The organism is Sulfurimonas sp. (genome assembly GCF_019429335.1).
Lineage (GTDB): Bacteria > Campylobacterota > Campylobacteria > Campylobacterales > Sulfurimonadaceae > Sulfurimonas.
Genome location: NZ_JAHYJB010000003.1, coordinates 22,788 through 47,650, shown reverse-complemented (window position 1 = coordinate 47,650; position 24,863 = coordinate 22,788). Strand labels below are relative to the sequence as shown.

Sequence of the window (24,863 nt, the reverse complement as noted above, 5' to 3'; positions counted from 1 at the left end):
AGATGGATAACGATACAATAAGTGCCATTGCGACCGCAAACGGCATAGGCTCTATAGCTATCATCCGCATTAGCGGAGATAGTGCTCTGGAGATTGCAAAAAAACTTACATGCAAAAAAGATTTCTCCCCAAGATACGCAACTCTTTGCAACATCTATGACAACAACAGCGACCTGATTGACGAGTCTATCGTTATCTATTTCAAAGCCCCTTTTTCATTTACCGCAGAAGATGTTGTAGAGATTCAGTGTCACGGCGGTTTCATCGTTGCACAGAGCATCTTAAAGGCGACTATCGCTTATGGCGCAAGACTTGCAACTGCGGGCGAATTTTCCAAAAGAGCTTTCTTTAACGGCAGAATAGATTTGAGCGAAGCCGAAGCTATCGCACAGCTCATAGAGGCAAAAAGCAAAGATGCTGCAAAGATATTGGCGAAGCAGATGAAGGGCTCGCTAAAAGAGTACATAGAAAAAACAAGAGACGATATTATCCATATGCTTGCCTACTCAGAGGTAAGCATCGACTATGCAGAAGAGGATTTGCCGGAGGATTTGGTACTTCAAATCGAGGCAAAGCTGGCCGAGCTTAAAAAATCTCTTGAGAAGACTTTACTTGCAAGCAGAGCAAGAGAAGGTCTTATGCAGGGTTTTCGTGTTGCAATAGTCGGAAAACCAAATGTCGGTAAAAGCTCACTCTTAAACGCACTCTTAAACTATAACCGCGCTATTGTGAGCGACATCGCAGGAACGACGAGAGATACTATCGAAGAGCAGGTTAAAATCGGCACGCATCTTATCCGCATAGTTGATACTGCGGGCATCCGTGAAGCAAGCGATGAGATTGAGCGTATCGGGATTGAGAGAACGCTTGAGGCGATAAAAGAGAGTGATATAGTAATTGCGCTATATGATGGCTCAAGAGTGGCAGATGGCGAAGATGAGCAGATTATTTCGCTTATAAAATCAGAAGCGTTAAACAAACATATTTTATATGTTAAAAACAAGATAGATTTAGAGCCGAAATTTCTACATGTAGATATCAAATTCGACATTGAGTTAAACTCCAAAGAGAGCGTTGATGAGCTAATTGGCGCTTTAGAAAACATAATGAATATCGCAAACAGCTCCGATGAAATGATGCTTATATCGCAAAGACAGATATCTGCGGTGGAAAATACGCTAAGACTTATTGATGAGGCACTATCTCCGCTTAGAGACCAAGAGCTTGAGATATTCTCGTTTTGCCTAAATGAGGCCGTAAAAGAGATGGCTTCAATAACCAGACCTTTTGAAAACGATGAGATGCTTGACAAGATGTTTGGCAGCTTCTGTTTGGGAAAATAGAATTGGTAAATTCTATTTTTCTAAGCCTTGCTAAAGGCTACTTTAGTGCCATAACGGCTAGCGCTAACTATATGGGCTTTGCTCATGTAGTTTATATAAAAAAGCAGAATAATTGAAATACATTGCTATTGATCTAGGCTTAAAAAGAATAGGTCTAGCATATTCGGCTCATAAAGATCTGATAACTCCGCTCAAGGCTGTTGAGCGAAAAAACAGAGACCAAGCCGCAAGGGATGTCAAAAAAGTACTTGATGAGTGGGAAGTTGATGCAGTTGTAGTCGGCATACCGATGGGCGGAAGTTCTGAGGATGAGATGAGACGCCGAGTTGCGCACTTTATGAATCTTGTTGATTTTAAGGGCGAGATTTTTTTTCAAGATGAGAGCAACTCTTCAAAAGAGGCAGAGAGCATGATGAAAGGCGAGATAAAGCAGATTCGTGACGGACGCATCGACTCCATCTCCGCTATGATAATCTTGCAGAGGTTTTTGGCTAAAATTAAAAATGTATAGAATCATATCCCCTTTCTCTCGTTTGTGCGCTCTACACGGGAATGCATATAAGGCTAAAGAGGCAAAAGCATACACTCCAACGCGGGAGCGCTAGGGCGAGAAAGAGCAACAGGGTTGTAAAAAGTGGAGATTCATTCACTGGGGTGTAATTTGGGGTGTAATTTGAGTCCCTCGTTTAAGTATAGAGCATATTGATTCTATATCTTTTTTATTAAATATCCCAACTACATTTTCTGCGGCGCCGATGTAATCGACAAGTTTTATATCATCTTCGGCCGAAATGATAATAGCAGGGGTTTCAATCTTTTGCTCATCCATAAAAGAGAGTATATCAGCACTGATGCCATCTACCAAAAAGAAGTCTAAAATAATCTTATCATAACTATTTTTACTCAGTAACTCTTGTGCTTTTACTACGGAGTTTGTAAGAGTGATGTTGTGCGTTGGATTGAGTTTGTTGATGAGGATATCTGCGTATTCTTGAGTATCCTCAACCACGAGTAGGTTAGGTGCATGTTTTTGCTTAGATGGAAGTATTGCTACCGTAGAGACCGCATCAGATATAGGAATGGTGATATAAAAACAGCTACCTTTGCCCACTTCACTCTCAACCCAAATGCGTCCTTGATGTAGATCTTCAACGATTCTTTTTGTGATAACAAGCCCAAGGCCGGTACCTTTTGAAGCAGATTGTAAGTCATTCTCAAGTTGGGTAAATGGGGTGAAAAGTTTTGAAATTCCCTCTTGTGACATTCCAACCCCAGTGTCACAAATGCTAAGGATAAACTCTTTATTGATTCCATCAAATTGTATATCAAGTGTGATTTTTCCTCCATTTGGAGTGAATTTGATAGCATTGGAGAAGATGTTTAAAAGTACTTGTTTGATAAGTTGTGGATCAACATAGAGTGCCAAAGAGATATCATTTGGAAAATTTATTTGGATATTTTTTGCATCAGCCAATATACTTGTCATAGTAAAAACTTCATGCAAAATATCCGCAGCTAGTGTCATTTTGGGATGGTATGAGATTTTTCCAGCTTCAATTTTTGCAAAGTCTAAGATAGTATTGACTAGATTTAAAAGATTATTGCCTGCAATGGAGATTTTATCTATATAGGGGCGCAGATTTGAGGGGATATCTTGCTTTGTTTTGAGTATTTGTGAAAAACCGATAATAGCATTGAGTGGTGTTCGCAATTCGTGGCTCATATTTGACAAAAACATATCTTTTGCACGGTTTGCTGATTCGGCTTTATCGGCAAGTTTTAAGAGTGTGTACTCTTTTTCTCTATTTATAAGTGTTGTTTTGAAGAGTTTTAAAAAAAGCCCGAGAACATCAAGAAGAAATTTTTTGTACGCTATGTTTTTTAAGTTGATAGCGATATAAAATGTTTCATCTGAAAAAATGATTGTCTCGCTAAATTCATACTGTTTGAGCATCTGCTTTTCTTGAGTGATCTTTATCTCTGCTATAGCCCACTGCATAGAGCTTTTGAGTGTATTTGTGATTAGTTCTTGGGTAAAAATAAGCATCTTCTTAGGATTATTAAATGGGATATATTTTGTTTCATCTACGGCCGTGTTAAACTGTTGTAAAAATTGCATTCCGGATTTGATGGATAAAAATGTGATGGACGAACTATCTTCAAATGGTTTACCAATGGCTTGAAAAAGTTCGGTTGAGATTTTTTGGAGTTTTTCCATCTCTTTTGTAGCATCTGTGTCGCTTTGTACAAGTTTGTAGAGTTGCTTTACGCCGTCGTGATATTTTTCGTGTAGCTGCTTGATGTTAATTATATCTAAGTGAAAAAATTTTAAGTCTATAAATTGACTTTCAAACTGCTCGAGCAACTCACTAAATGAGCAATCTTTGGACTCTGCAATAGGCAGCATTGCGCCATAAGGTGGGCGGAGTTTATTGCTTTTGAAAAGCTCCACCATCGCTGCATTTTTGTTTTTGTGGATAGTGAGCATTTCAAAAAGTAAACTGAGGGCATCTATGATGGTCACTTTTATATTTTGCCCATGGAGAATCTCTTTATTTTGCTCAAAATCTTCTTGTATGATAAAGGATGCAATATCTAAAAATTTTAAAACTATTTTAAGATTTTTTTGTAAAGTTGCATTGACAGAAGCTATGTCGATGATACTATCTTGTAGGATTGAAAAAGCCGATGTGATAGTATGCTTAGAGATTCGAAATGGTATATCACTGTGCGCACGAGAGAGTTTATTTAAAAGCGATTCATCAAAATCATCATTAAAAAGCGATACCAAAAATTCTTTTCGCACTCGCTTTAGGCGTGCAATATCTACTTTATCTAAAAGCATTGCAAACTCAGGATCTGTAAGCAAATACTCATAAAATCGATCCACAATCAAGGAAGCGAGTGATTCTATATAGAGTCCTGCCTCTTTTCTCTCTTCTAAGAGATGCTCATTTAGATGAAAAATTTTTTTGATGATTTCTATTTTGGATTGCATATTTTTCCTTTTGGCAGGTGTATATCAAAACAACTTCCCTTGCCCAACTCGCTTTGTACTTTGATAAAACCATGGTGAAGATCCATAATCTTTTGAGAGATAGCAAGCCCAAGTCCTGTTCCTTTGATGGCTTCATTTTGATGTTCTTTTATTTGTGAAAAAGGTTTAAAAAGTTTTTCAAGCTGTTCACTTGAAAGACCGGGTCCCTCATCACAAACACTGATGATAACTTCTGCTTCATTTTCCTTACATGTAAGTGTTATTTTTTTACCTTGTGGTGTAAATTTAATCGAATTTGAAAGCAGATTGAGCAACACTTGTCTGATAAGTTGCTCATCTGCTACCAATGTTTTGCCTGTAAAATTTTCTTGAGTTATGGATATATTTTTCTTATTTGCTGCTGTTTCAACAAGTGTGCTTGTATTTGTCATAAAAGACTCAAGATCGATTTTTACTGGATGTATTTCCATCTTGCCATCTTCTATCTTAGAGAAATCTAAGATATTGTTTACAAGTTCTAAAAGATGTTTGCCTGAAGTATAAATCTTTTCTATATAATTTTTCATACTCTCTTGTGGCATATCTGTTTTTTTCATCAAGATTTGAGAAAATCCTATGACTGCATTGAGCGGTGTTCGTAATTCATGGCTCATTGTGGCTAAAAAGGCACTTTTTGCTCTCTCAGCGGCTTGGGCTTCTTTTTGAGCTTTGATAAGATTTGTGATATCATCTCGAATCGCAACATAGCCTGTTATATTTTCTTTGTAATCTAAAAGAGGAAAAACGGTTGCATCAACAAAATAACTGCCTCCCGTTTTATGCTTGTTTTGCACGATGCCATGCCAAATCTGTTTTGCTTGGATAGTTTGCCACAAATTTTTAAATACAACAGATGGCATATCCGGATGACGCACAATACTGTGCGGTTTACCTATAAGTTCTTTTTTTGTGTATCCAGATATCTTGCAAAAAAGTTCATTTGCATTGGTGATAATTCCTCGCGGGTCAGTTTCAGAGATGATATAAGAGTGATCCATCGCCTTTTTATACTGGGTAAGAATGGCAAGAGAATTATCTTTTATATCTGTGAAATTTTGCACATTTTTTTGGCTCATATGTACTCAACTCTCAGCGCTGTTTTTGTTTGTAAGATATTTATCTAAAACCACTTCCAGCTCTCCCATGTCAATAGGTTTTGAGATGTATCCATCAAAACCGGCAAGCAAAGTTTTTTCCTTGTCGCCTTGAATCGCAAAAGCAGTTACTGCAACAGTGGGTGTTTGTAGTCTTAAATCTTCTCGTATTTTTTTGATGAGTCCATAGCCATCAAGTATAGGCATATTTATATCGCTCAAGATAAGATTGAAGCTCTTTGTTTGTAGTATCTCGTAGGCAATCTGACCATTAGTGGCTGTTGTTATGTTTGCATCTGGATAAAAGATCCCGATCATCTCTTCAATTACCATAAGATTGAACTCTTCATCTTCAACAAGTAAAATTTTCATCTATACTCCTCAAGTAAATTTAGGATATGTGGCATTTCATCAAGATCTGGCAGCGCTTTTTGTATCTGCAAAAATTGTTCAATATTGTCTATAAAAAGATCAAGTAGATTTGCATCAAAGTGCGTTCCTCTACCTTCTTTGAGGATATTTAGCACTTTATCTAATGCAAAAGCTTCTTTATAAACTCTTTTGGATGAGAGTGCGTCAAATACATCAGCGATGGCAACGATTCTTGCATTTATGTCGATCTGCTCACCTGTAATCCCATTTGGATAACCACTGCCATCGTATTTTTCGTGATGTTGTGTAGCGATGATTTGACCTAGAGCTATGATGGGGTATTTTTGTCCATTGGCAAGCATTAAACCACCGATAGTGGTATGTTCTTGCATAAGCCTAAACTCTTTGTCGTCTAGTTTTCCAGGTTTGAGCAAGATAGCATCTGGTATGCCTATCTTGCCGATGTCATGCAGTGGCGAAGCGTATAAAAGGAGTTGTTCTGCTTGTGCGTCCATACCGCTGAGTTTTCCTAAAAGTGCTGAGTAAGCACTCATGCGTTTGATATGCATTCCAGTTTCAAGATCCCTGTATTCACTTGCCATACCAAGTCGCAATGAAATCTCATATTCTGTTTCTTTGGCTAAGTTAAGGGCTTTGTTTAACTCTTCTGTTCTTGTAGCAACAAGAGCATCAAGATTTTTATTGATTATATCGAGTTGTTTGTGGGCTTTGTAAGATTTGGCGTGATTGATTGTGCGGAGTTTTAACTCTTCAACATCAACAGGTTTTGCTAAAAAATCATTTGCACCGAGTGCAAGTGCTGTGTGTTTTTCTTCACTATTTGCTGTTACAACGATGATAGGTATCTCACAAAGTTTCGGGTCATTTTTGATGATCTTAAGTGCTTCAAAACCATTTAAAACAGGCATTCGTAAATCAAGCAAAACAACTTCAGCATCGCAAGTTTGTAGTTTTTCAAGTGCATCTTGACCATTTATGGCTTGCGTGAGTTGTATTTGTGGGATATCTAAAAATGCAAGTTCAATCAAGTCTAAATTGAACGGTTCATCATCAACTGCCAAAACATTTATAGTCTCCACCACAACCCCAATAAAATATTTTTCTTTAAAAGCCACTCGTAGATTTACACAAAAGCGAGTAATCTAGCTGTTAGCATGGTTAAAAAGTTGAAGTCTAATCTCATAAAAGTTATACCCTCAGGGGGCACACAGTAATTTTTTACGACAAAAATCTAACAAAAAAGAGATTCAAACTATGACTATAATTATATCTAAGCTTTCAAAAATGTGGCTTAAAGTGATGAATTTAGAAACATCATTATTTTCTGCACTCAAAGAGGAGTTTAGATTAGAAGAGTTAAGCATTGAAGAATAAAAACCCATAAACAAATAATCTGATTGAAGAAAAGATGAGAAGACTGCAGACTCAAAGCAACAATAAAATATTAGAGATGAAATAAAGAGCCAGCGGTAGAGGGTGTTAAACCTTGTTTATATTTAGAAGAATCTTTTTTAAAAGAGAAGCAAAAACTTCTCTCTCTTTCTCATTAAAAATTTCAAAATATTTGCTGCACTCTTTGGAGATTTCAAAAAGTGATTTTTTGACTATCTCTTCACCGCTCTGGCTTAGGCAGACGAGCATACATCTTTTGTCGTTTTTGTCCTCTTTTCTGTAGATAAAACCTTTAGCCTCAAGCCTTTTTAAAACCTTCGTCATACCGCCTGAAGAGAAGATGGTCAGGTCATAAAGCTGAGTAGGAGAGAGTATTTTTCCGTGCGTAAATAGTGAGGCTAAAACATCCACTTCTGAGTTAAGGAGCTCAAACTTCTCTTTTAAAAAATTCTCCGCATGTGTAAAGATTGTTTTTTGGATGAGTGCTATTGGAAAGGTCATTAAAAAAACCTCGGAAAGCTCCCTTTCGCTTACTTTGTCATAAAAATTTGTTATAAGGTCTGTGTGTACTCTATTTTTTTTCATAGCCGAAGTATAGCAAAAATATATCTTTCTAGCAAGACATATTTAAGAGTTAGTGTGATATCATTTCGCAAACATAGAACAAAGGAGAATAGGTGAAATTTTTATTTCCAGCGCTCTTCATCCCGATTTTTCTATACTCATATACGCTTGATGAGCTTATAGAGTTATCGCATAAAAACAGGGTTGTTGAGTCTGCTACGCATTCGCTTAGCGCAAAAGAGAAAGCTTATGAGAGCTCCAAGAGTTCGTACCTGCCGACATTAGAGCTTGGTGCAACATATCAAAACGTTTATGAGGAGACTGCCGCATTGGCACAAAATTCACTAAGGGTCCAAGCTAGTTTGAAGTACACGCTTTATGACGGCGGCAAAAAAGGGAGTCTTTACAACCAGCTAGAATCAAGCATAGATGCTAGCAAACAAAACGTAGAGGCTGTTAAAAACAACATCTCTCTTGATGTAGCAAGGCTCTACTTTGGGTACCTATCGCTAGAATCCGACAAAGAGGCTACAACCCAAGAGATTGAGCAGTTAAAAGCTGAATTTAAACGGCTCGATCTTTTTTACAAGTCAGGCTCTGCAACAAAAGATGAGGTTGACAAGATTGACTCCAGACTTAAAAACTCGATGGTCATGTTAAATGAGATAGAGCTAGAATCGCAGAGAATTTTGTATACTCTAGAGTACTACACTACACAAACAGTCGAAAAAATTGACGAGGGTTCAGTAGTTGCGCTAAATGAGCAGGAGAAAGTTGCAAGAGCGGATATTGAGGCGCTTGAGTATGATGTGCTCTCTGCGCTGCATGAGGCTAAGACAAAAAAGAGTGAAAATCTTCCTAAGATCTATTTTGAAAATACGCTAAGTTACAGCGACTACTATTTTGACGACAAGAGCCTAGATGCCGGTTTTTTGGTTGATACTCAAAATATTGCAATGCTCAATCTCTCTTGGAATGTCTTTGATTTTGGCGCACGCACAAAGGCATATGAGTCGAAATTTCAAGAGTATTTGAGTAAAAAATCTACTCTGGAGCATGAGAAGCATAGAGCAGATGTCGAGTATAGATTTGCAAAAAAAGCACTTGAGATAGCAAAACTAAAAGTTGACGCAACCAAAGCGACACTTGACGCCGCCTCTTCAACCTATGAGCTTGTAAAGTTTAAGTACCAAAACGGAACAATCGACAATGTGGCGTATCTTGAGTCTATGAGCGAGAAGTATGATGCCGCTAGAGGCTATAAAAGAGCATTATTGGATTTAGAAGTTAAAAAAGCAGAGCTGATTTATTACAGCGGAAAAGATATTAAGGAGTTTTTATAGATGAAAAGTTTAGCATTATCGCTTGTAGTGGTCTCACTGCTGTTTGTAGGGTGTAGTGATGAAAAAGGCACCGCTTCAAGCCAGCCGCAAACGGTGCAAATGCCTCCGTTGCCGGTAAAGGCTCAAGTTGTAAAGTTTGAGAGAGTTGATTTTACAAAGAGCTACTCCGCTATTTTAAAACCTTTTGAAGAGGTTTCTGTCTTTGCAAGAGTGAGCGGAGTTTTAGAAAAAGAGAATTTTACAGAGGGTTCAGCCGTAAAAAAAGGTGATGTTTTGTATGAGATACAAAAAGGGGAGTACAGAGCAGCACTTGATGAAGCAAAAGCGGCTCTCTCAAAGGCAGAGGCAAACTTTAGCAAAGCTTCAAAAGATTGGAGCAGAGCAGAGTATCTTTTCAAAAATAGTGCAATAAGCGAGCAGCAAAGAGACGCGCTTTTATATGCTTACGATGATACAAATGCAGAGGTGAAAAAATCTAAAGCGTTGGTTGCAAAAGCGGAGTTGAACTACAGTTATACAACTATAAAAGCTCCTATTAGCGGGGTTGTGGGCATGAGCAGTAGCGATGAGGGCAATTTTATAGATGCTAATTTACAAAATTCAAATCTTACGACTATTACGGCATTAGATATAGTTTATGCGGAGTTCTCTCTTCCAAGCAGCGACGTTTTAAAGTACATTTCACAGATCAAAAAAGGCGCAGAGGTGACACTAAGGGCGGGTACAAAAAGTTTTAGCGGCATAGTGGATTATATGGCTCCAAAAATCGATACGCAAACAGAAACGCTACTTCTAAGAGCAACATTTAAAAACCCAGACAGAGAGCTTATGGTAGGCTCTTACGTTGAGGTAAATTTAGGCGGTTTCAGTTATGAGAGCGTCGCAAAAATCCCACAAAACGCACTGATTAAAACTCTCGATGCAACCGTTGTTTATGTTGTAGAAAACGGAGCCGTAGTTATGCGTCCCGTTAATGTGCTTCATGTAGAAGAGGGTGTAGCGATGATTGAGGGCGGGGTAAAAGAGGGCGATATGGTCGCCTCAAGTAATATCGCAAAACTTAGACCAAATAGCAAAGTAACCATTATGGAAGGCAAGTAAGATGTTTTCTGCCTTTTTTATAAAAAGACCAATTTTTGCATCGGTAATCGCGATTATTGTCGTACTTGCAGGTGTCATCTCTATGCGCGCACTCCCTATTAGCGAGTATCCAAGAGTTATTCCTCCGCAAATCGTAGTTTCGGCTTTTTACCAAGGTGCGAGTGCGGAGACAATCTCCAAAACGGTTGCCGCGCCTCTTGAGCAGGAGATAAACGGCGCAAAAGATATGCTCTACATGAGCTCACTTGCAGCAGATAACGGCTCACTAAGTATCAATATCTTTTTCGAAGTCGGAACAAATCCAGATGATGCGAAGATAGACGTAAACAACCGTGTTCAAGCGGCTCTCTCAAAACTTCCCGATCAGGTTCAAAGACAGGGTGTCCGCGTCAATGAAAAGTCGCCCGATATGCTTCAGGTTATTATCCTCAATTCACCAAAACAGACAAGAGACGTAACGTTTTTATCCAACTATGCGCTTATGAATGTTGTTGATAGCCTAAAGAGAGTCAAGGGTGTCGGAGATGTTATCATCTTTGGCGCAAAAGATTACTCCATGCGTATCTGGATCGATCCTCTAAAGCTCAAGAAGTATTCGTTAACGGTCAACGACCTTGTGGTTGCCGTGCGTGAGCAAAACGAGCAGTATGCCGCAGGAAAGCTCTCTGCAGAGCCCGTTTCTAAAAGCGAAATGTTTACCTATACCATTGAGACTCCCTCAAGATTTAATGAGCCTTCTGAGTTTTCGGAGATTATCATCAGAGCAAACGAGGATGGAAGCGCACTCAAGCTCAAAGATGTAGCGACCATAGAGCTGGGTTCTCAAAGCTACGACATGAAAAACAAGCTCAACAACTCTCCTGCCGTTCCGGTTGCTGTTTTTTTACAGAGTGGAGCAAATGCGATTGAGACTGCAAAAGGGGTAAGGGAGACTATCGCTACCATTAGCGAGAGCTTTGTTGAGGATGTTGAGTATGTGATTCCTTACGATATTACCGACTTTGTTGAGATATCCATTCAAGAGGTTATTAAAACTTTTATTGAGGCGATTATCTTAGTTATTCTTATAATATTTCTGTTTTTGCAGAGCTGGAGAGCTACGCTTATACCTATTTTGGCTGTTCCCGTCTCTATCATCGGTGCGTTTGCAGGGATGTACATGTTGGGATTTAGCATCAACCTGCTTACTCTCTTTGGACTTGTTTTGGCAATCGGGATAGTGGTTGATGATGCAATTATCGTTATAGAGAATGTCGAGAGGCACATAAAAGAGGGACTCTCTCCCATGGAGGCTTCGCTTCAAGCCATGAAAGAGGTCTCGGGTGCGCTTGTTGCTATTGTTTTGGTTCTCTCTGCCGTATTTATTCCGGTTGCATTTTTAGGCGGGCTAAGCGGAGAGATGTATAGACAGTTCGCCGTAACCATCGTCATCTCTTTGGCTATTTCCGGGTTTGTTGCGCTGACGCTCACCCCTTCCTTATGTGCGCTCATGCTAAAGCCGACACACAAAGAGCCGAAGTACTTTTTTAAATGGTTTAACGCCACATTTGATTTTTTAACAAGAGGCTATACGGGCGCCGTAAAACTGACAATCAGATACACACTTTTAAGCCTGCTTCTCTTTGGCGGACTTGTCTATATAACGTACGATATGTTTGTAAATCTCAAAACGGGACTTGTTCCCTCAGAGGATAAAGGAACGGTGTTTGTCTTTAGCTACAACCCTCCCGGATCATCTCTTAGCAGAACGGATGCGCTTACAAAAGAGATTTACAACATCGCTTCAAAAGATAAAGAGAATATAGCAAATATTGTCCAGTTCGCAGGGTTAGATTTTATAACATTTGCGCAAAGAACAAATGCGGCGGCTACTATCTTAAAGCTTCAGCCTTGGGATGAGCGAACAAAACCGGAGCAACATGCAAACGCTATCGCCGCACAGATAAGCAAAAAACTCTTTGCCACAAGTGACGGTTTCTCTTTTGGAGTTGTTCCTCCGCCGATTATGGGGATGGGAGTTGCAGGCGGATTTGAGATGTATGTACAAAACAAAACAGGTTCGGATATAAAAGAGCTTCAGAAATATGTCAATGAGATTATCCAAAAAGGAAATGCAAGAGCGGAGCTAGTCGGTGTTAGAACAACGCTCAATACAAATGTGCCTAAGTACAAAATAAGCGTCGATACCGCAAAAGCAAAAGCAAAAGGGATTAACGTAGACCAGATATACCAAACGCTAAATGCGACTTTTGGAAGTTTTTATGTCAACGACTTTAATCTCTTGGGCAGAACATATATGGTCAATATGCAAGCAGAGGAGTCTTTTAGAAAAAGCCCAGAGGATTTGAACAACATTTTTGTACGGAGCAAAGAGGGAGAGATGCTTCCGCTTAGCTCTTTTGTGACTCTAAAACAGACAACAAGTGCAGATTTGGTAGAGAGATTTAACCTCTTTAGTGCGGCAAAAGTAGCGGGACAAAATGCTCTTGGGTATAGCTCCGGAGACGCTCTAAGAGCCATAGAAGAGGTTGCAAACGAGGTTTTGCCAGAGGGGTATGCCATCAGTTGGATAGGTACGGCGTATCAGGAGAAGCAGATAAGCAGTGCCGGAAGTTTGGCGTTTATATTTGGAATCATCTTTTTGTATCTCATCTTGGCGGCGCAGTATGAGAGATGGTTGATGCCGATATCTGTTATTTTGGCGGTACCGTTTGGAGTCTTTGGAGCGGTTGTGGCAAATAGCATGAGAGGGCTTGAAAATGATATCTATTTCCAGATAGGTATCCTTGTTTTAGCCGGACTCTCGGCTAAAAATGCAATCCTTATCGTAGAGTTTGCTATGCAAAAAAGAGAGCAGGGAATGGAGCTTGTTGAAGCCGTAATAGAAGCGGCAAAAATTCGTCTGCGACCAATTATCATGACTTCACTTGCCTTTACGCTAGGGGTTATTCCTCTTGCAATCAGCAGCGGAGCGGGTGCTGCAAGCAGACACTCCATCGGTACGGGAGTTGTCGGAGGAATGTTAGCAGCAACTTTTCTAGCTATCGTCTTTATCCCGCTCTTTTATATTCTTGTCTCAAAGTTTGGCAAAAAAAAGTAACTGAAGATTGGAATTCGTCACTGCGAGGAGTGAAGCGACGTGTCAGTCTCACAGAATGCTAACAAAAATAGAGATTGCCGCAACTTCGCTCGCAATGACAAAATGAGTGCAAATCTAGAAGCTAAAGAGCCTTAAAAAACTCTGCGGCTTCCAATTCATCATCATTTAAGCTCTCTTTTGCAAAATCCTCATCCTCTGTAATCAACCTCTTTACCTCGGTTTGGCAATAGTTAAAAAGAGTATCTCTTGCATTATCAAGGTTTGAGACAAATCCGAGACCGCTGAACTGGTAAGGATCCTCCTGCTCTATGCAGATAAGGGTTCCATCGCACTTCTCTTCAAGAAGTTCAACCAGCGTTCTGTATTTGATGTTAAATTCGGCAGCATGCCAGCCTATATTTTCCATCTCTTTGGTGCTAAACTCATCAACACCGTCCGCGGTAGTGTCGTCGTATGTAGCTCTTGTGGTATTAAACCCTATGATCTTTTGCCAGTTTGAAAAAGCCTTGATTAAAACTCTGTTATCGTCCTCAACAACCTGATATTTACTGCCAAGAGCCTCACTAAGAGCAACATTTGCGTTTGGAGTGCCTATGTAGATAAAGATGTCATCTGTCGTAAACGGTTCGTTGCAGACTCTTCCATTAATATCTATGCCAAAAGTTTTTTTTGCATCAATAGCTTCTTGTAGATTCTTTCTATCGACTGTAATGATTTCTTTGAAAAGATTAAATTTTTTCATAAATATTCCTCTATTTTTCCTGATATTATAAAAGTTTTTGCTTTATTCCAGTATAATGCCAAAAAATTTTAAGCATTAAAGCTTAATATAATACCTAAGGAAAACAAATGGCATTAACTGTTTACTACGACAAAGATTGTAATATCGAACTTATCAAAAGCACAAAAGTTGCAATGATAGGATTTGGCTCTCAGGGGCACGCACATGCGGAAAACTTAAGAGACAGCGGTGTTGAAGTAGTTGTCGGTTTAAGAAAAGATGGTTCTTCATGGGCAAAAGCTGAGGCAAAAGGCTTTAAGGTTATGAGTGTTGGAGAAGCTTCTGCTGCGGCTGACTTAGTTATGATTCTTCTTCCGGATGAGAATCAGGCAGAAATTTATAAAAACGAGATTGAGCCAAACCTAAAAAATGGTGCAACTATCGCATTTGGACACGGTTTTAACATCCATTACGGAAGAATTCACCCAAGAGCTGATATCAATGTTACTATGATTGCTCCAAAAGCCCCTGGACACACCGTTAGAAGCGAATTTGTAAGAGGCGGCGGTATTCCAGACCTTATCGCTGTTGGACAAAACCCAAGCGGAAAAACAAGAGAATTAGCACTTTCTTACGCTTGTGCAATCGGCGGCGGAAGAACTGCAATCATTGAGACAACTTTCAAAGATGAGACTGAAACTGACCTTTTTGGAGAACAAGCCGTTCTTTGTGGCGGAGTAACTTCTCTTGTTCAAGCAGGTTTTGAGACACTGACGGAAGCTGGATACGCTCCTGAGCTTGCATACTTTGAGTGTCTGCATGAGCTAAAGCTTATTGTTGACTTGATGTTTCAAGGCGGAATTGCCGACATGAGATATAGTATCTCTAATACTGCTGAGTACGGCGACTATGTTTCAGGCAAACGCGTTATCAATGCAGAGTCTAAAGCTGCGATGAAAGAGATCTTAAAAGAGATTCAAGACGGAAGATTTGCAAAAGACTTCATCCTTGAAGGTCAAGCAGGATATCCAAGAATGAATGCAGAGCGTACAAATGCAAAAGCTTCACTGATTGAGCAGACGGGCGTTAAACTAAGATCTATGATGCCGTGGATATCGGCAAATAAAATAGTAGACACAGCTAAAAACTAAAATAGCGACGCATTTTCTGCGTTGCTACACTCGTCGTGCACACTAGTCCACTTCCTCATTATGCGCCTTGAAACTCCATCACTCTTTTTATTTTTCAATATTTAAAATCAAAGCACTATAAATCAAAAATAATTAACAAATTTTAGAGCAGCTGTTGAGCTCTAATGAGAGTTGATAGTAAAATAGCGCTTTTATCAATGTGCGAGCTCTTCATCTTAAGCTCACTCCCTAGAAGCAGTTCATGCAGTTTATAATATGTAGGTGGCTTTATCTTTATGGACGCCGTGGCTTTGTCATCAACGACAAATGCAGGAGCCTTGTATCCAAGTATCTCCATGGCATTTGGTGCACCGTTTACGCGTATGTAGATATTGAACATGTAGAGCTGAGTCAGGTATGAGGTGAGCGCTGTGAGAATCCTTATCTCATCCTCTCCGTGTTCAAGCAGGCTCAGAAGATCGCTCTTGAAATCTTTCTTATTTAAAATCTTTTTTATAAAACTCTCTATGCTTATCTCTGCTAGGCCAAAAATCATATTGTCCACATCTTTTGCAGTTATGGCTCTCTCATACACAGAGAGTTTCTCCAGCTCGTTGCATGCAAGCGCGATGTCACCGCCCTGAATGCTTAGGAGATGGTTTATTGTGTAGCTGTCTATATTTACATGTTTCTCACGTGCAATTTGCGTGATTGTAGCAACAGCCTCGGTGTGGTTTGGATGAAAAAATCTTACACACATTGTTTTTGTACCAGAAGCAGGTTTTGCGTACGCAGCGTGCTCTGTTCCGTAATATGCGTACACGAAGATATTGTCTGAATTTTTTTCACACTGCTCTATAAGAGCATCAAGCTCTTTTTTTGGGATTTTTTTCTCGCTCTTGATGATGAGGATATTTTGGTCGCCAAAGAGTGAAGCTTGAGAAAGATGCGCTTTTGCGGAGTTGAAATTGTACTCGTCATGGTAAAACTTAAGCAGCGAAGCACCCTCTTTGTTTGTAAGGGCGTTTGTATATCTGTCGATTAAAAAACTACTCTCTCCAAAGAGTATAAAACTGTTAGAGACGGAGTTGTTTTGTATATGTTTATCTAGCTCGCTTTTGTACACGCTTATATATCTTTCTCTATTATCTCAACAACGCTTGCGTAGATTTTTGCTTTAGGAATGTCGACTTTGTCTATGCTTACTCTTACGTCATCAAACAGCTGGGCATTAAGATTTTGTGTTATGAAAAATCTAGCTCCCTGAATCTCGTCATGAAGCTCGGCTTTAAAAAACGGGTCTGTTGATGTAATTCTTGCTTTAAATATTTCGCCAATCTTCTCATCTGCCCATCTTGCAAATTTTCTTGCCATAAACTCAACCTCTATGCTTGAGGCTTCTCTCTCTTTTTCGCTCACGCTTATACAGAGAGACTCTATGTTTCTCAAAACATAAGAGCCTTCAGCGGTATCGTTGTTTGCTATTGCTTTTAGGAGCCTATGTACTATCAGGTCTGAGTACCTTCTGATGGGTGAAGTGAAGTGCGTGTACTCTTCAAAACCAAGTCCGAAGTGACCTGCATTTAGCGGTGCATATCTAGCTTGCATCTGAGACTGGATTATCAGAGTGTCAACTTCAGATGAGAGATTCATCTCCTCTGCCTGCTTCTGTATCTCAGTAATGGTCTCTTTGATATTTTTTTTAATATCTATGTGCATTCCAATGCCCGCTAGCTCTTGATAGAGATTTTGCAGTTTCATCTGGCTTGGAGGCTCATGTATACGGAATATTCCTCTTTGAAATCTCCTTGCAGCCTCTTTGTTTGCCAAAAGCATACACTCTTCTATAAGTGCATGCGATGGAGTCTCCTCGGAGTATGACGTACTTACTATATTTGAGTTCTCGTCTATAAACATCTCAAGTTCATATGAGCGAAAGTTATATCCGACTTTAAATCTTTTTTCTCTAAGCGCATACGTTATTACTCTTAGTTTGGTGATATAGTCAAAAATCTTCTCCTCAGAGCTGTTTTTTGCACTTAGCGTTCTCTCAAAAAACTCATCTATCTCTTCGTAATTAAATCTTCTTTGCGAATGGATAATCGCTTCGTAAACCTTTGAATTTTCAACTTCGAGCGAGTCAAGATTGAGTTTTATCTCAAAAACATAGGCAAGTCTGTCAACATTGGGCTGCAAAGAACATAGTGTCTCGCTTAGCTGACGTGGGAGCATTGGGATGGAGCGGTGCGGAAGGTAGATGGAAAAACTTCTATAAATCGCCTCGTTGTCAATTGCGCCAAACGGAGTTACATACTCGCTGACGTCGGCTATAGCAACGTAGAGAGTAGTGTTCTCTTCGTCGTAGCAGATGGCGTCGTCAAAATCTTTTGCTGTAACTGGGTCAATCGTGCAAAAAGGCAACTTTCTCAAATCTGTTCTTGATGGATATTTTGAAGGCTCAACCTCTTTAAATGACGAGGCTAGCGCTAACACCTCTTCGCTAAACTCATCATGTTTGTTGAAGTGAGCAAGAACGATTTTTTCATCTACAAGTGGATCTTTTATATTGCCAAGACGTTCCATGACGGTGAAATTTTGATTGTTCAGTTTAAAAACATCACCCTCTTCGTAGGAGTTTAGCTCATCTATGCCAATCTCAACTCCTGCTGGAAAATCTGTTTTTAAATCAAGCAGAGATTTCTTGCCATCTTTTTCCACGATGTAAGCAACGCTGTAAGTTTGCGCACGTCCTACAACTTCGACTATTTTTGCACTAGGAGCGCCACGTTTACCGAGCAGTCTTTGAGCAATGACAAGGTCACTCTCCGTTGCTTTGATAGTCTCTACATCCTCGATGAAGAGGTCTCTGACATATTCGCCGATAACATTTAGGTATGCAGTGCCGTTTTGTACAAGACCGAGAGTTCCGGCGCGGTATTTGGAGTTGAACTTATAGACGCTTTCGTTTTTTGTAAGGTACTCTTTTGCTAAAAAATCCTCTACGTATTTGCGCTCATCTTGGGAGATGTCCTGCTCATCCAAACCATTGGTGAGCCTAATCAGAAGAGATTTCATCAGAGCCCTTAGATATTTTGTAAAGCTTTGTCAAAACTTTCCATGTCAAGGTCGTATTTTGTTATAAGCTCTTTGGCAGCAGCAGTGCTTGCTTCTGTGATAACGCCGTTAATCGGTACTGTGATGCGAACAACATGCAAAATCTGCGCAGCTTTTTTAATCTCATCGTTTGCATTTTCGGGTTTTAAACAGTTGCGTATAGTTTCAACTAGACTAGCCTCAAATCTCCAGTGTTCAAAAATAGTTGCACTTACTTCAGGTGTATCTACACCAGTGACTTCTCTCTCTGCAGCTTCTACGTCTTGTGTAGCTATGAGAGCTTCTTTGAATTTTTCTTGAGTCTTGTCGGATATGATTTGCTGAGCTATAAGAACTTTGCCGATTTCAACCAAAAATGCTGCAGGCGAGAGAACGCCTAAAAGTTTATTCTCTTTTCTTATGCACCACGATGTTGTAAGAGCATGCTGTTTTTTCGACAATAGAGAGAACATCTCGTTATCGATGCCATACGGTGAGAGGTCAAGACTAAAGCTTTTTTTTACAATGCTTGCAAGTGCAAAACCTCTGACCGTTCCCATGCCAAAGAGGCCTACGGCTTGGTTTATCGTGTTTATCTCGCGGCTAAATCCATAGAGAGGCGAGTTGGCAGCTTTTAAAATATCTGCCGTTAAAAGGGGATCCTTTTCCAAAATCTTAACCATATCGTTAAAGGTGCTGTTTGGGTCTTGATAAACAACTTCTATCTGCATTGCAGACTCTGGAAGCGGCGGAAGTTGTTTAATTTTTTTGAGTATCTCTTCAGTCATTTTTGCGCTCTTTTGAATATATAATAAATTGAGGTAAATGATACATAGATATTCATAAAAGAGTACTGAATATTTACAAAAAATAGATATTATTTTCACATCATTTTTAAAAGGGAAAGATATGCAAAAAGAAGCAATGCTTACACAGTTGGGATATGTGCCAAATAGCGCGCTGTTGGAACAACTCAACAGAATAGAGGAGAACACGACTGGTTATGAGAAGATACAAAAACATATTATGGATTTGCATGACCATCTAAAGGTTGATGACTCTTATATTGCCATGTCAAATACAACTAACTACTTTAAGATAAAAATAGATTCTAAGAGTCCTCAGATAGCAGAGGGAGCACATGAAAAAGTTAAGCATTTCAGCGAAAAGTACAAAGTGAAAGTTGATAAATTAGAAAATAAAAACACCTACTATATAGTAGGATTTAACCACTAGTCGGCACTGCAGTTGCAAGAGCCGATGAGCATCGAGGGTTACGACCTGTTAATAGAGGAGTTTAAGTACTTACTTGAGGTCGAAAAGTCCAAGGTTGCGCAGGAAAAATTAGTTGCTGCAGCTATGGGAGACAGAAGCGAAAATGCTGACTACCATGCTGCAAAAGAGAAGCTCCGCCACATAGATAAAAGACTCTTTTACCTAAATTCCATAATACAAAAATCTCAAATCATAGACCCTTCAAAACTCTCGCACAAAAAGGTCAGTTTTGGAAGCAGTGTAAGGATTTTAAATATCGATACAGACAAAGAGGAACTTTACACAATATGCGGAGTTTTAGAATCAGAACCAGAAAACGGGCTTATAAGCGTGCACTCTCCGCTAGCTCGCGCCATGATTGGAAAAGAGGTTGACGAGCAGTTTAAAATCCAGCTCCCAAACTCTAAAAAAGAGTATGAGATAGTAGAAATCTACTATAAAAATATATTTTCTCTCAAAAAAAACATCCGAACAAAAGAGCATTTTTCTTTTCATTAAAATTCTTTTTACTTCATATTGGATATAATCCGCCTTTAAAAACCAAAAATTAAATTTTTAGGATTTCCCCGTGAGCCAACAACTAGAAAACATTGAAAAAGTACTCTCTTCTCACAAGCTATCAAGCGATGACTATGTGCATATTAAGCAGATTTTAGGGCGTGAGCCGAATTTGGTCGAGATAGGTATCTTTTCTGCCATGTGGAGTGAACACTGTAGCTATAAATCATCAAAAGTTCATTTAAACGGCTTTCCGACTAAAGCGCCATGGGTTATTCAAGGTCCGGGCGAGAATGCGGGAGTAATAGATATCGGCGGCGGATATGCGGCTGTGTTTAAGATGGAGTCTCACAATCACCCAAGTTTTATTGAGCCTTATCAAGGTGCAGCAACGGGTGTCGGCGGAATCATGAGAGACGTTTTTACAATGGGTGCTCGCCCTGTTGCAAATCTAAATGCGCTAAGATTCGGCAATGTGTTAAATAATGATGACATTTCAAAACATCAAAGATATTTGGTTCGCGGTGTCGTTGCTGGAATCGGCGGGTACGGAAACTGCATGGGAGTTCCGACAATCGGAGGAGAGACAAGTTTTGACGAATGCTACAACGGAAATATTCTTGTAAATGCTTTTACTCTTGGTCTTGCAAAAAGTGATGAGATTTTTTATGGAAGAGCTGACGGTATTGGAAATCCTGTTATTTACGTCGGCGCAAAAACAGGTCGTGACGGTTTGGGCGGGGCAGTTATGTCGTCTGACAGTTTTACGGAGGAGTCAAAATCTCTTCGTCCGACAGTTCAAGTGGGTGACCCATTTACTGAAAAACTTCTACTTGAGGCTTGTTTGGAGCTTTTTAAAACAGACCATGTTATCGGTATTCAAGATATGGGAGCGGCAGGACTTACCTCTTCAGCATTTGAGATGGCGGGACGAAGCGGCAGCGGTATGATAATGCATCTAGACCGTGTTCCTGCCCGTGAAGAGGGGATGACTCCTTATGACTTTATGCTCTCGGAATCACAAGAACGTATGCTTCTTTGTGCAAAAAAAGGAAGCGAAGCCGAGATTATTAAGATTTTTGAGAAATGGGATTTGGATGCGGCAGTTATCGGCGAGGTAACAGCGACGGGCAACATGGAGCTTTTCTGGCATGGAGATAAAGTGGCGGAAGTTCCTGTTAACCCTGTGAGCGAAGAGGCTCCAATACTAAAACGTCCGATGAGTCGTCCTGCATACTTGGATAAAATCGCAAATGTAACAATCAACGACTTTGCAAAAGTTTCAAACCAAGAGGCATTTGAGAAGCTTACAAAAAGCATGGAAGTTGTTGACAAAGCTTGGATATACACTCAGTATGACTCAATGGTTCAGACAAACACAATCAAAAAAGGCGGTATGCTTGACGCTTCCGTTATACGTGTAAAAGAGAACAAAAAAGCTCTTGCAATGTCGGCTGACTGTAATGTGCGCTACTGCTATATAGACCCAAAAGGCGGAGCTGCCGCGGCAGTTATAGAGTCGGGAAGGAATGTTGCAATGAGCGGAGCTAGACCTCTGGCGATTACGGATTGTCTCAATTTCGGAAATCCTGAAAATCCTGAAGTTATGTGGCAGTTCGGCGAGAGCTGTTTAGGTATCAAAGAGGCTTGTTTGGCACTTACAACACCTGTAATCGGCGGAAATGTTTCACTTTACAATGAGACAAACGGAGTATCTGTATTCCCGACCCCTTCAATTGCAACCGTGGGTGTAAATGATGATGAAAACAAAGTTTTGATGTCAAGTTTTCAATGTGAGGGAAATACGCTTTATCTTGTCGGCGAATCAAAATCAGAGTTCGGCGGTTCACTTTACATGAAAGAGATTTGCGGGGTTGTTGCGGGAAAACTTCCTGAGATTGACTACAAAAAAGAGCTTGCTCTTTGGGAATTGGTAATCGAGGCAAATAAAAAAGGTCTTTTGTCATGCGCAAAAGATGCAAGTAGCGGCGGTGTTGCAATAGCTCTTGCTAAGATGACAGCAGTCAGCGGGCTTGGATGTGACGTCAACATGAGCGTTGCTGATGAGAGAGATATTTTTGCAGAGAGTATGAGCCGTGCAATCATAGAGGTTAAGCCTGAAAACTGCGCCGAGTTCGAAGATATGCTTGGTTCTCTAAAGTGCGAGCAGATTGGAACAATCGGCGGCGAGACTGTTAAAATCAACGATGTTTCTATGAGTATGATAGAGCTTCAAGATAACTATTTTAATACATTTAAAAAAGTTGTTGAGTCAGATTTATAAAATGATATAAATTGAAGCATCTGTTTTTAGCACCTTTTTTCTGTTAATTGTATCTTTACATCTGATGTTACGCATTAAAACGAACTCGTCCGTTTTAATGGCAGGGACTAAAGTCCCTACAGCCCCCTAAAGCTACCCCTATCTCTCGGATAGGGGAGAAAAACTGACGCTCTATGCTCTTTTTTTTACAAAAGTGTGTAAGGTCTGTTTATATGTAGATAAAACACAAGGGATAGATAATATGAGCAAGAAAACAACATACACAAGGGTTACGGCAAAAATAATGCTCGTAACACTTCTTTTTACTTTAGTATCTGCTTTTATTTATGGCGAATATATGAAAAAAAATGCCATACATGCCCTTGCTCACGAAGATGCTAAAAAGACAAGCATGCTTGTTTTTGAGAGTCTATACTCCGCTATGCAAAAAGGGTGGAACAAAGAGGATCTGGGGGAGATTATAAGCAGACTCAATCAGGTAGATCCAAATATGAAGATTGACATCTATAGAACAGACTTGGTAGCCGAGATTTTTGGTGTCATAGAAAAAGATAAGCTTGCAATCACTCAAAACAGAGATATACAAAAGCGATGCATGGCGAAGAGGTCCTAAATATATCCGATTCGACTTTTATAAAATATTACTACCCCGTTACAACAAAACAAGATTGTCTCAGGTGCCATATAAATGCAAAAGAGGGTGATGTACTTGGCATCATAGATGTATCTTATCTGGTCAATAATTTAAAAATATCCTTAGATGAGATGATAAACTTTTTTATCATATTCATTATTGTATTTTCAGTCGTGATTTTTTTGGCAATTTTCGTTGAATTTAATCAGTACATTATTAAGCCCATTAAAAAGTTTTCAAACGCCATTCAGAACATAACAAAATCACATGACATGACCAAAAGAATAGAAGTGGATGATGACATTGAAGAGATAGATTCTATTAAAGATGTCTTTAATGTCATGTTGGATTCAATAGAGCATCAATTTTACTACGATGTTCTAACAGGTTTGGAAAATAGAAGAAAATTAACCGAGAAGTTAGAAGAGAAAAGAAGAGTATTTTTGATGATTATAAATATAGACTCTTTTCAAGAGATAAACGACCTTTACGGAAATAAGGCAGGAGACTCTATACTTAAAGATTTTGCCCACTTTTTAAAAGAGATTATATCTGCGGATAATTCCATATACAGGCTTCACTCCGACGAGTTTTCATATATATGCAATAAAAATATCAATATTGATGAGTTTAAAGCTTTTGCTTCTATGTTAAGTGAAAAAATATCGCACAAATCCTTTAAGATTAATGCAAACGGAGAAGTGAGCCTAAGTGCTACATTCGGTATATCTTACGGACATGAAACACTGCTCGAAAATGCAGACATAGCTCTTAAAATTGCAAAAAAAAGTAAAAGAGACTTTTTGGTATATGATGAGACGATGTATATGGCAAAAGAGTATGAAAAAAATCTTGAGTGGACTAAACGTTTAAAAAGAGCCATAGAAGAGGATATGATAGTTCCGCTTTTTCAGCCTATAGTAGATATGAAAACACAAAAAATCGTAAAATATGAAGCGTTGATGAGGATAGTTGATGACAACGGAACATATATCGCTCCAATCCATTTTTTAGAACTCGCTAAAAAGAATAAACTTTATCATCAACTTACAAAAACAATGATTGAAAAAACATTTCAAAAATTTCAAGATTTGCCTTATTCGGTCTCAATCAATATATCTGTTGAGGATATTTTAAATAAAGATGTTAATAGGTTCATCTTAAATAAACTAAAAGAGAGCTCAATAAGCGAAAAAATAGTATTTGAGATATTAGAATCCGAGGGTATAGAAAATTTTAATCAGGTTTTAGAGTTTATAAAAAGTGTGAAAAGTTACGGAGCAAAGGTCTCCATAGATGACTTTGGAACAGGTTACTCAAACTTTGATTATCTTATGAAGCTAAAAGTTGATTATATAAAAATAGACGGCTCCATGATAAAAAATATAGATACGGATGAGAACTCTCAAATAATTACAAAAACAATTGTAAATTTTGCCAAAAATATGGGTATCAAAACTATAGCGGAGTTTGTCTGCTCCAAAAATGTTTTCATGAAGGTTCAGGAGCTAGAAGTTGACTTTTCGCAAGGTTACTATTTTGGAGAGCCTACGGATAAGATTCTTTAAATCTCTTCCATCCTAATAACCTCATAAGCCACCTCTTCATAAGGGTGAGCTTCTTTTAGTTTTCTTACTGCCGCATGTATAAGTTCTTCAGCGCATATCATCTCGACCTTATACTCCTCTACATGTTCTATCTTGCCAAGTTTACCGATATGGGGATTTGCTTTGTTTATGGGCTTAAACTGACCAGTTCCGAGTGTCTCAAAAGAGCAGTATTCGTAGTTTTTGTATCTACCGACACCCATAGCAAAGAGTGCCTCTTTTACTCTCTCTTTATCTTCAGCAGGCACGAAAAA

Annotated in this window: 21 protein-coding genes; 11 read left to right on the top strand and 10 right to left on the bottom strand. The window is 39.2% G+C overall.

Annotation, left to right across the window (positions count from 1 at the left end; genetic code table 11):
• Positions 1 to 2 precede the first annotated feature (2 nt).
• Entirely contained in the window at positions 3 to 1,343 is a 1,341-nt protein-coding gene (gene mnmE, locus K0A91_RS02180) for a tRNA uridine-5-carboxymethylaminomethyl(34) synthesis GTPase MnmE (protein ID WP_295007706.1), read from the top strand.
• Positions 1,344 to 1,455: 112 nt separating this feature from the next.
• On the top strand, positions 1,456 to 1,854 hold the full coding sequence (ruvX, locus tag K0A91_RS02175) for a Holliday junction resolvase RuvX (RefSeq protein ID WP_295007704.1): 399 nt from the start codon (positions 1,456 to 1,458) through the stop codon (positions 1,852 to 1,854).
• 135 nt (positions 1,855 to 1,989) lie between these two features.
• On the opposite strand, the gene K0A91_RS02170 is transcribed toward ruvX, so the two are convergent.
• The 5 genes from K0A91_RS02170 to K0A91_RS02150 form a co-directional block, all read right to left on the bottom strand.
• Positions 1,990 to 4,341, bottom strand: coding sequence for an ATP-binding protein (locus K0A91_RS02170; RefSeq protein ID WP_295007702.1), 2,352 nt, complete (start codon positions 4,339 to 4,341; stop codon positions 1,990 to 1,992).
• Complete coding sequence (locus tag K0A91_RS02165; protein ID WP_295007700.1) at positions 4,326 to 5,456, bottom strand: PAS domain-containing sensor histidine kinase; 1,131 nt, start codon at positions 5,454 to 5,456, stop codon at positions 4,326 to 4,328. The genes K0A91_RS02170 and K0A91_RS02165 overlap by 16 nt, the downstream gene beginning before the upstream one ends.
• A 6-nt stretch (positions 5,457 to 5,462) precedes the next feature.
• Positions 5,463 to 5,846 carry a response regulator gene (locus K0A91_RS02160; RefSeq protein ID WP_295007698.1) on the bottom strand — a complete coding sequence of 128 codons (384 nt, stop codon included), beginning with the start codon at positions 5,844 to 5,846 and terminating at the stop codon, positions 5,463 to 5,465.
• Complete coding sequence (locus K0A91_RS02155) at positions 5,843 to 6,982, bottom strand: HD domain-containing phosphohydrolase (protein ID WP_295007695.1); 1,140 nt, start codon at positions 6,980 to 6,982, stop codon at positions 5,843 to 5,845. Before K0A91_RS02155 ends, K0A91_RS02160 begins: the two co-directional genes overlap by 4 nt.
• A gap of 364 nt (positions 6,983 to 7,346) precedes the next feature.
• Positions 7,347 to 7,844 carry a MarR family transcriptional regulator gene (locus tag K0A91_RS02150; protein WP_295007693.1) on the bottom strand — a complete coding sequence of 166 codons (498 nt, stop codon included), beginning with the start codon at positions 7,842 to 7,844 and terminating at the stop codon, positions 7,347 to 7,349.
• A 92-nt stretch (positions 7,845 to 7,936) separates the two neighbouring features.
• Here K0A91_RS02150 and K0A91_RS02145 point away from each other — a divergent pair, with 92 nt between their 5' ends.
• Genes K0A91_RS02145 through K0A91_RS02135 form a run of 3 tightly spaced genes read left to right on the top strand, consistent with a single transcriptional unit; the run spans position 7,937 to position 13,367 of the window.
• The gene (locus K0A91_RS02145; protein WP_295007691.1) at positions 7,937 to 9,166 is read left to right on the top strand and encodes a TolC family protein; all 1,230 of its coding nucleotides are present in this window, start codon (positions 7,937 to 7,939) and stop codon (positions 9,164 to 9,166) included.
• On the top strand, positions 9,167 to 10,267 hold the full coding sequence (locus K0A91_RS02140; RefSeq protein ID WP_295007690.1) for an efflux RND transporter periplasmic adaptor subunit: 1,101 nt from the start codon (positions 9,167 to 9,169) through the stop codon (positions 10,265 to 10,267).
• 1 nt (position 10,268) lies between these two features.
• Entirely contained in the window at positions 10,269 to 13,367 is a 3,099-nt protein-coding gene (locus K0A91_RS02135; RefSeq protein ID WP_295007688.1) for a multidrug efflux RND transporter permease subunit, read from the top strand.
• Between the two features lie 121 nt (positions 13,368 to 13,488).
• Here the strand turns inward: K0A91_RS02135 and K0A91_RS02130 are convergent, their stop codons facing one another.
• Positions 13,489 to 14,109, bottom strand: a complete 621-nt coding sequence (locus tag K0A91_RS02130; protein WP_295007686.1) for a hypothetical protein — start codon at positions 14,107 to 14,109, stop codon at positions 13,489 to 13,491.
• Positions 14,110 to 14,216: 107 nt separating this feature from the next.
• On the opposite strand from K0A91_RS02130, the gene ilvC reads away from it, so the two are divergent.
• Positions 14,217 to 15,239, top strand: a complete 1,023-nt coding sequence (gene ilvC, locus K0A91_RS02125; RefSeq protein WP_295007684.1) for a ketol-acid reductoisomerase — start codon at positions 14,217 to 14,219, stop codon at positions 15,237 to 15,239.
• Between the two features lie 142 nt (positions 15,240 to 15,381).
• Here ilvC and holA read toward each other — a convergent pair whose 3' ends face one another.
• Genes holA through K0A91_RS02110 form a run of 3 tightly spaced genes read right to left on the bottom strand, consistent with a single transcriptional unit; the run spans position 15,382 to position 19,099 of the window.
• Complete coding sequence (gene holA, locus K0A91_RS02120; RefSeq protein ID WP_295007682.1) at positions 15,382 to 16,344, bottom strand: DNA polymerase III subunit delta; 963 nt, start codon at positions 16,342 to 16,344, stop codon at positions 15,382 to 15,384.
• A 2-nt stretch (positions 16,345 to 16,346) separates the two neighbouring features.
• Positions 16,347 to 18,293: a ribonuclease R family protein gene (locus K0A91_RS02115; protein WP_295007681.1), complete on the bottom strand. Its 1,947-nt coding sequence runs from the start codon at positions 18,291 to 18,293 to the stop codon at positions 16,347 to 16,349.
• 8 nt (positions 18,294 to 18,301) lie between these two features.
• Positions 18,302 to 19,099, bottom strand: a complete 798-nt coding sequence (locus K0A91_RS02110) for an HDOD domain-containing protein (protein ID WP_295007679.1) — start codon at positions 19,097 to 19,099, stop codon at positions 18,302 to 18,304.
• Between the two features lie 121 nt (positions 19,100 to 19,220).
• On the opposite strand from K0A91_RS02110, the gene K0A91_RS02105 reads away from it, so the two are divergent.
• The 5 genes from K0A91_RS02105 to K0A91_RS02085 all read left to right on the top strand — a co-directional run bounded on the left by K0A91_RS02105 (position 19,221) and on the right by K0A91_RS02085 (position 24,570).
• Positions 19,221 to 19,547 (top strand): hypothetical protein, encoded by a 327-nt coding sequence (locus K0A91_RS02105; RefSeq protein WP_295007676.1) that lies wholly within the window; start codon positions 19,221 to 19,223, stop codon positions 19,545 to 19,547.
• Between the two features lie 24 nt (positions 19,548 to 19,571).
• Complete coding sequence (gene greA / locus K0A91_RS02100; protein ID WP_295007839.1) at positions 19,572 to 20,084, top strand: transcription elongation factor GreA; 513 nt, start codon at positions 19,572 to 19,574, stop codon at positions 20,082 to 20,084.
• Between the two features lie 70 nt (positions 20,085 to 20,154).
• Positions 20,155 to 22,368: a phosphoribosylformylglycinamidine synthase subunit PurL gene (gene purL, locus K0A91_RS02095; protein WP_295007674.1), complete on the top strand. Its 2,214-nt coding sequence runs from the start codon at positions 20,155 to 20,157 to the stop codon at positions 22,366 to 22,368.
• A gap of 241 nt (positions 22,369 to 22,609) precedes the next feature.
• Positions 22,610 to 22,981, top strand: a complete 372-nt coding sequence (locus tag K0A91_RS02090) for a hypothetical protein (protein ID WP_295007672.1) — start codon at positions 22,610 to 22,612, stop codon at positions 22,979 to 22,981.
• Positions 22,960 to 24,570, top strand: a complete 1,611-nt coding sequence (locus K0A91_RS02085; RefSeq protein ID WP_295007670.1) for an EAL domain-containing protein — start codon at positions 22,960 to 22,962, stop codon at positions 24,568 to 24,570. Before K0A91_RS02090 ends, K0A91_RS02085 begins: the two co-directional genes overlap by 22 nt.
• Here K0A91_RS02085 and K0A91_RS02080 read toward each other — a convergent pair.
• On the bottom strand, positions 24,567 to 24,857 hold the full coding sequence (locus K0A91_RS02080; RefSeq protein ID WP_295007668.1) for an NGG1p interacting factor NIF3: 291 nt from the start codon (positions 24,855 to 24,857) through the stop codon (positions 24,567 to 24,569). The genes K0A91_RS02085 and K0A91_RS02080 overlap by 4 nt on opposite strands.
• Between the last annotated feature and the right edge of the window lie 6 nt (positions 24,858 to 24,863).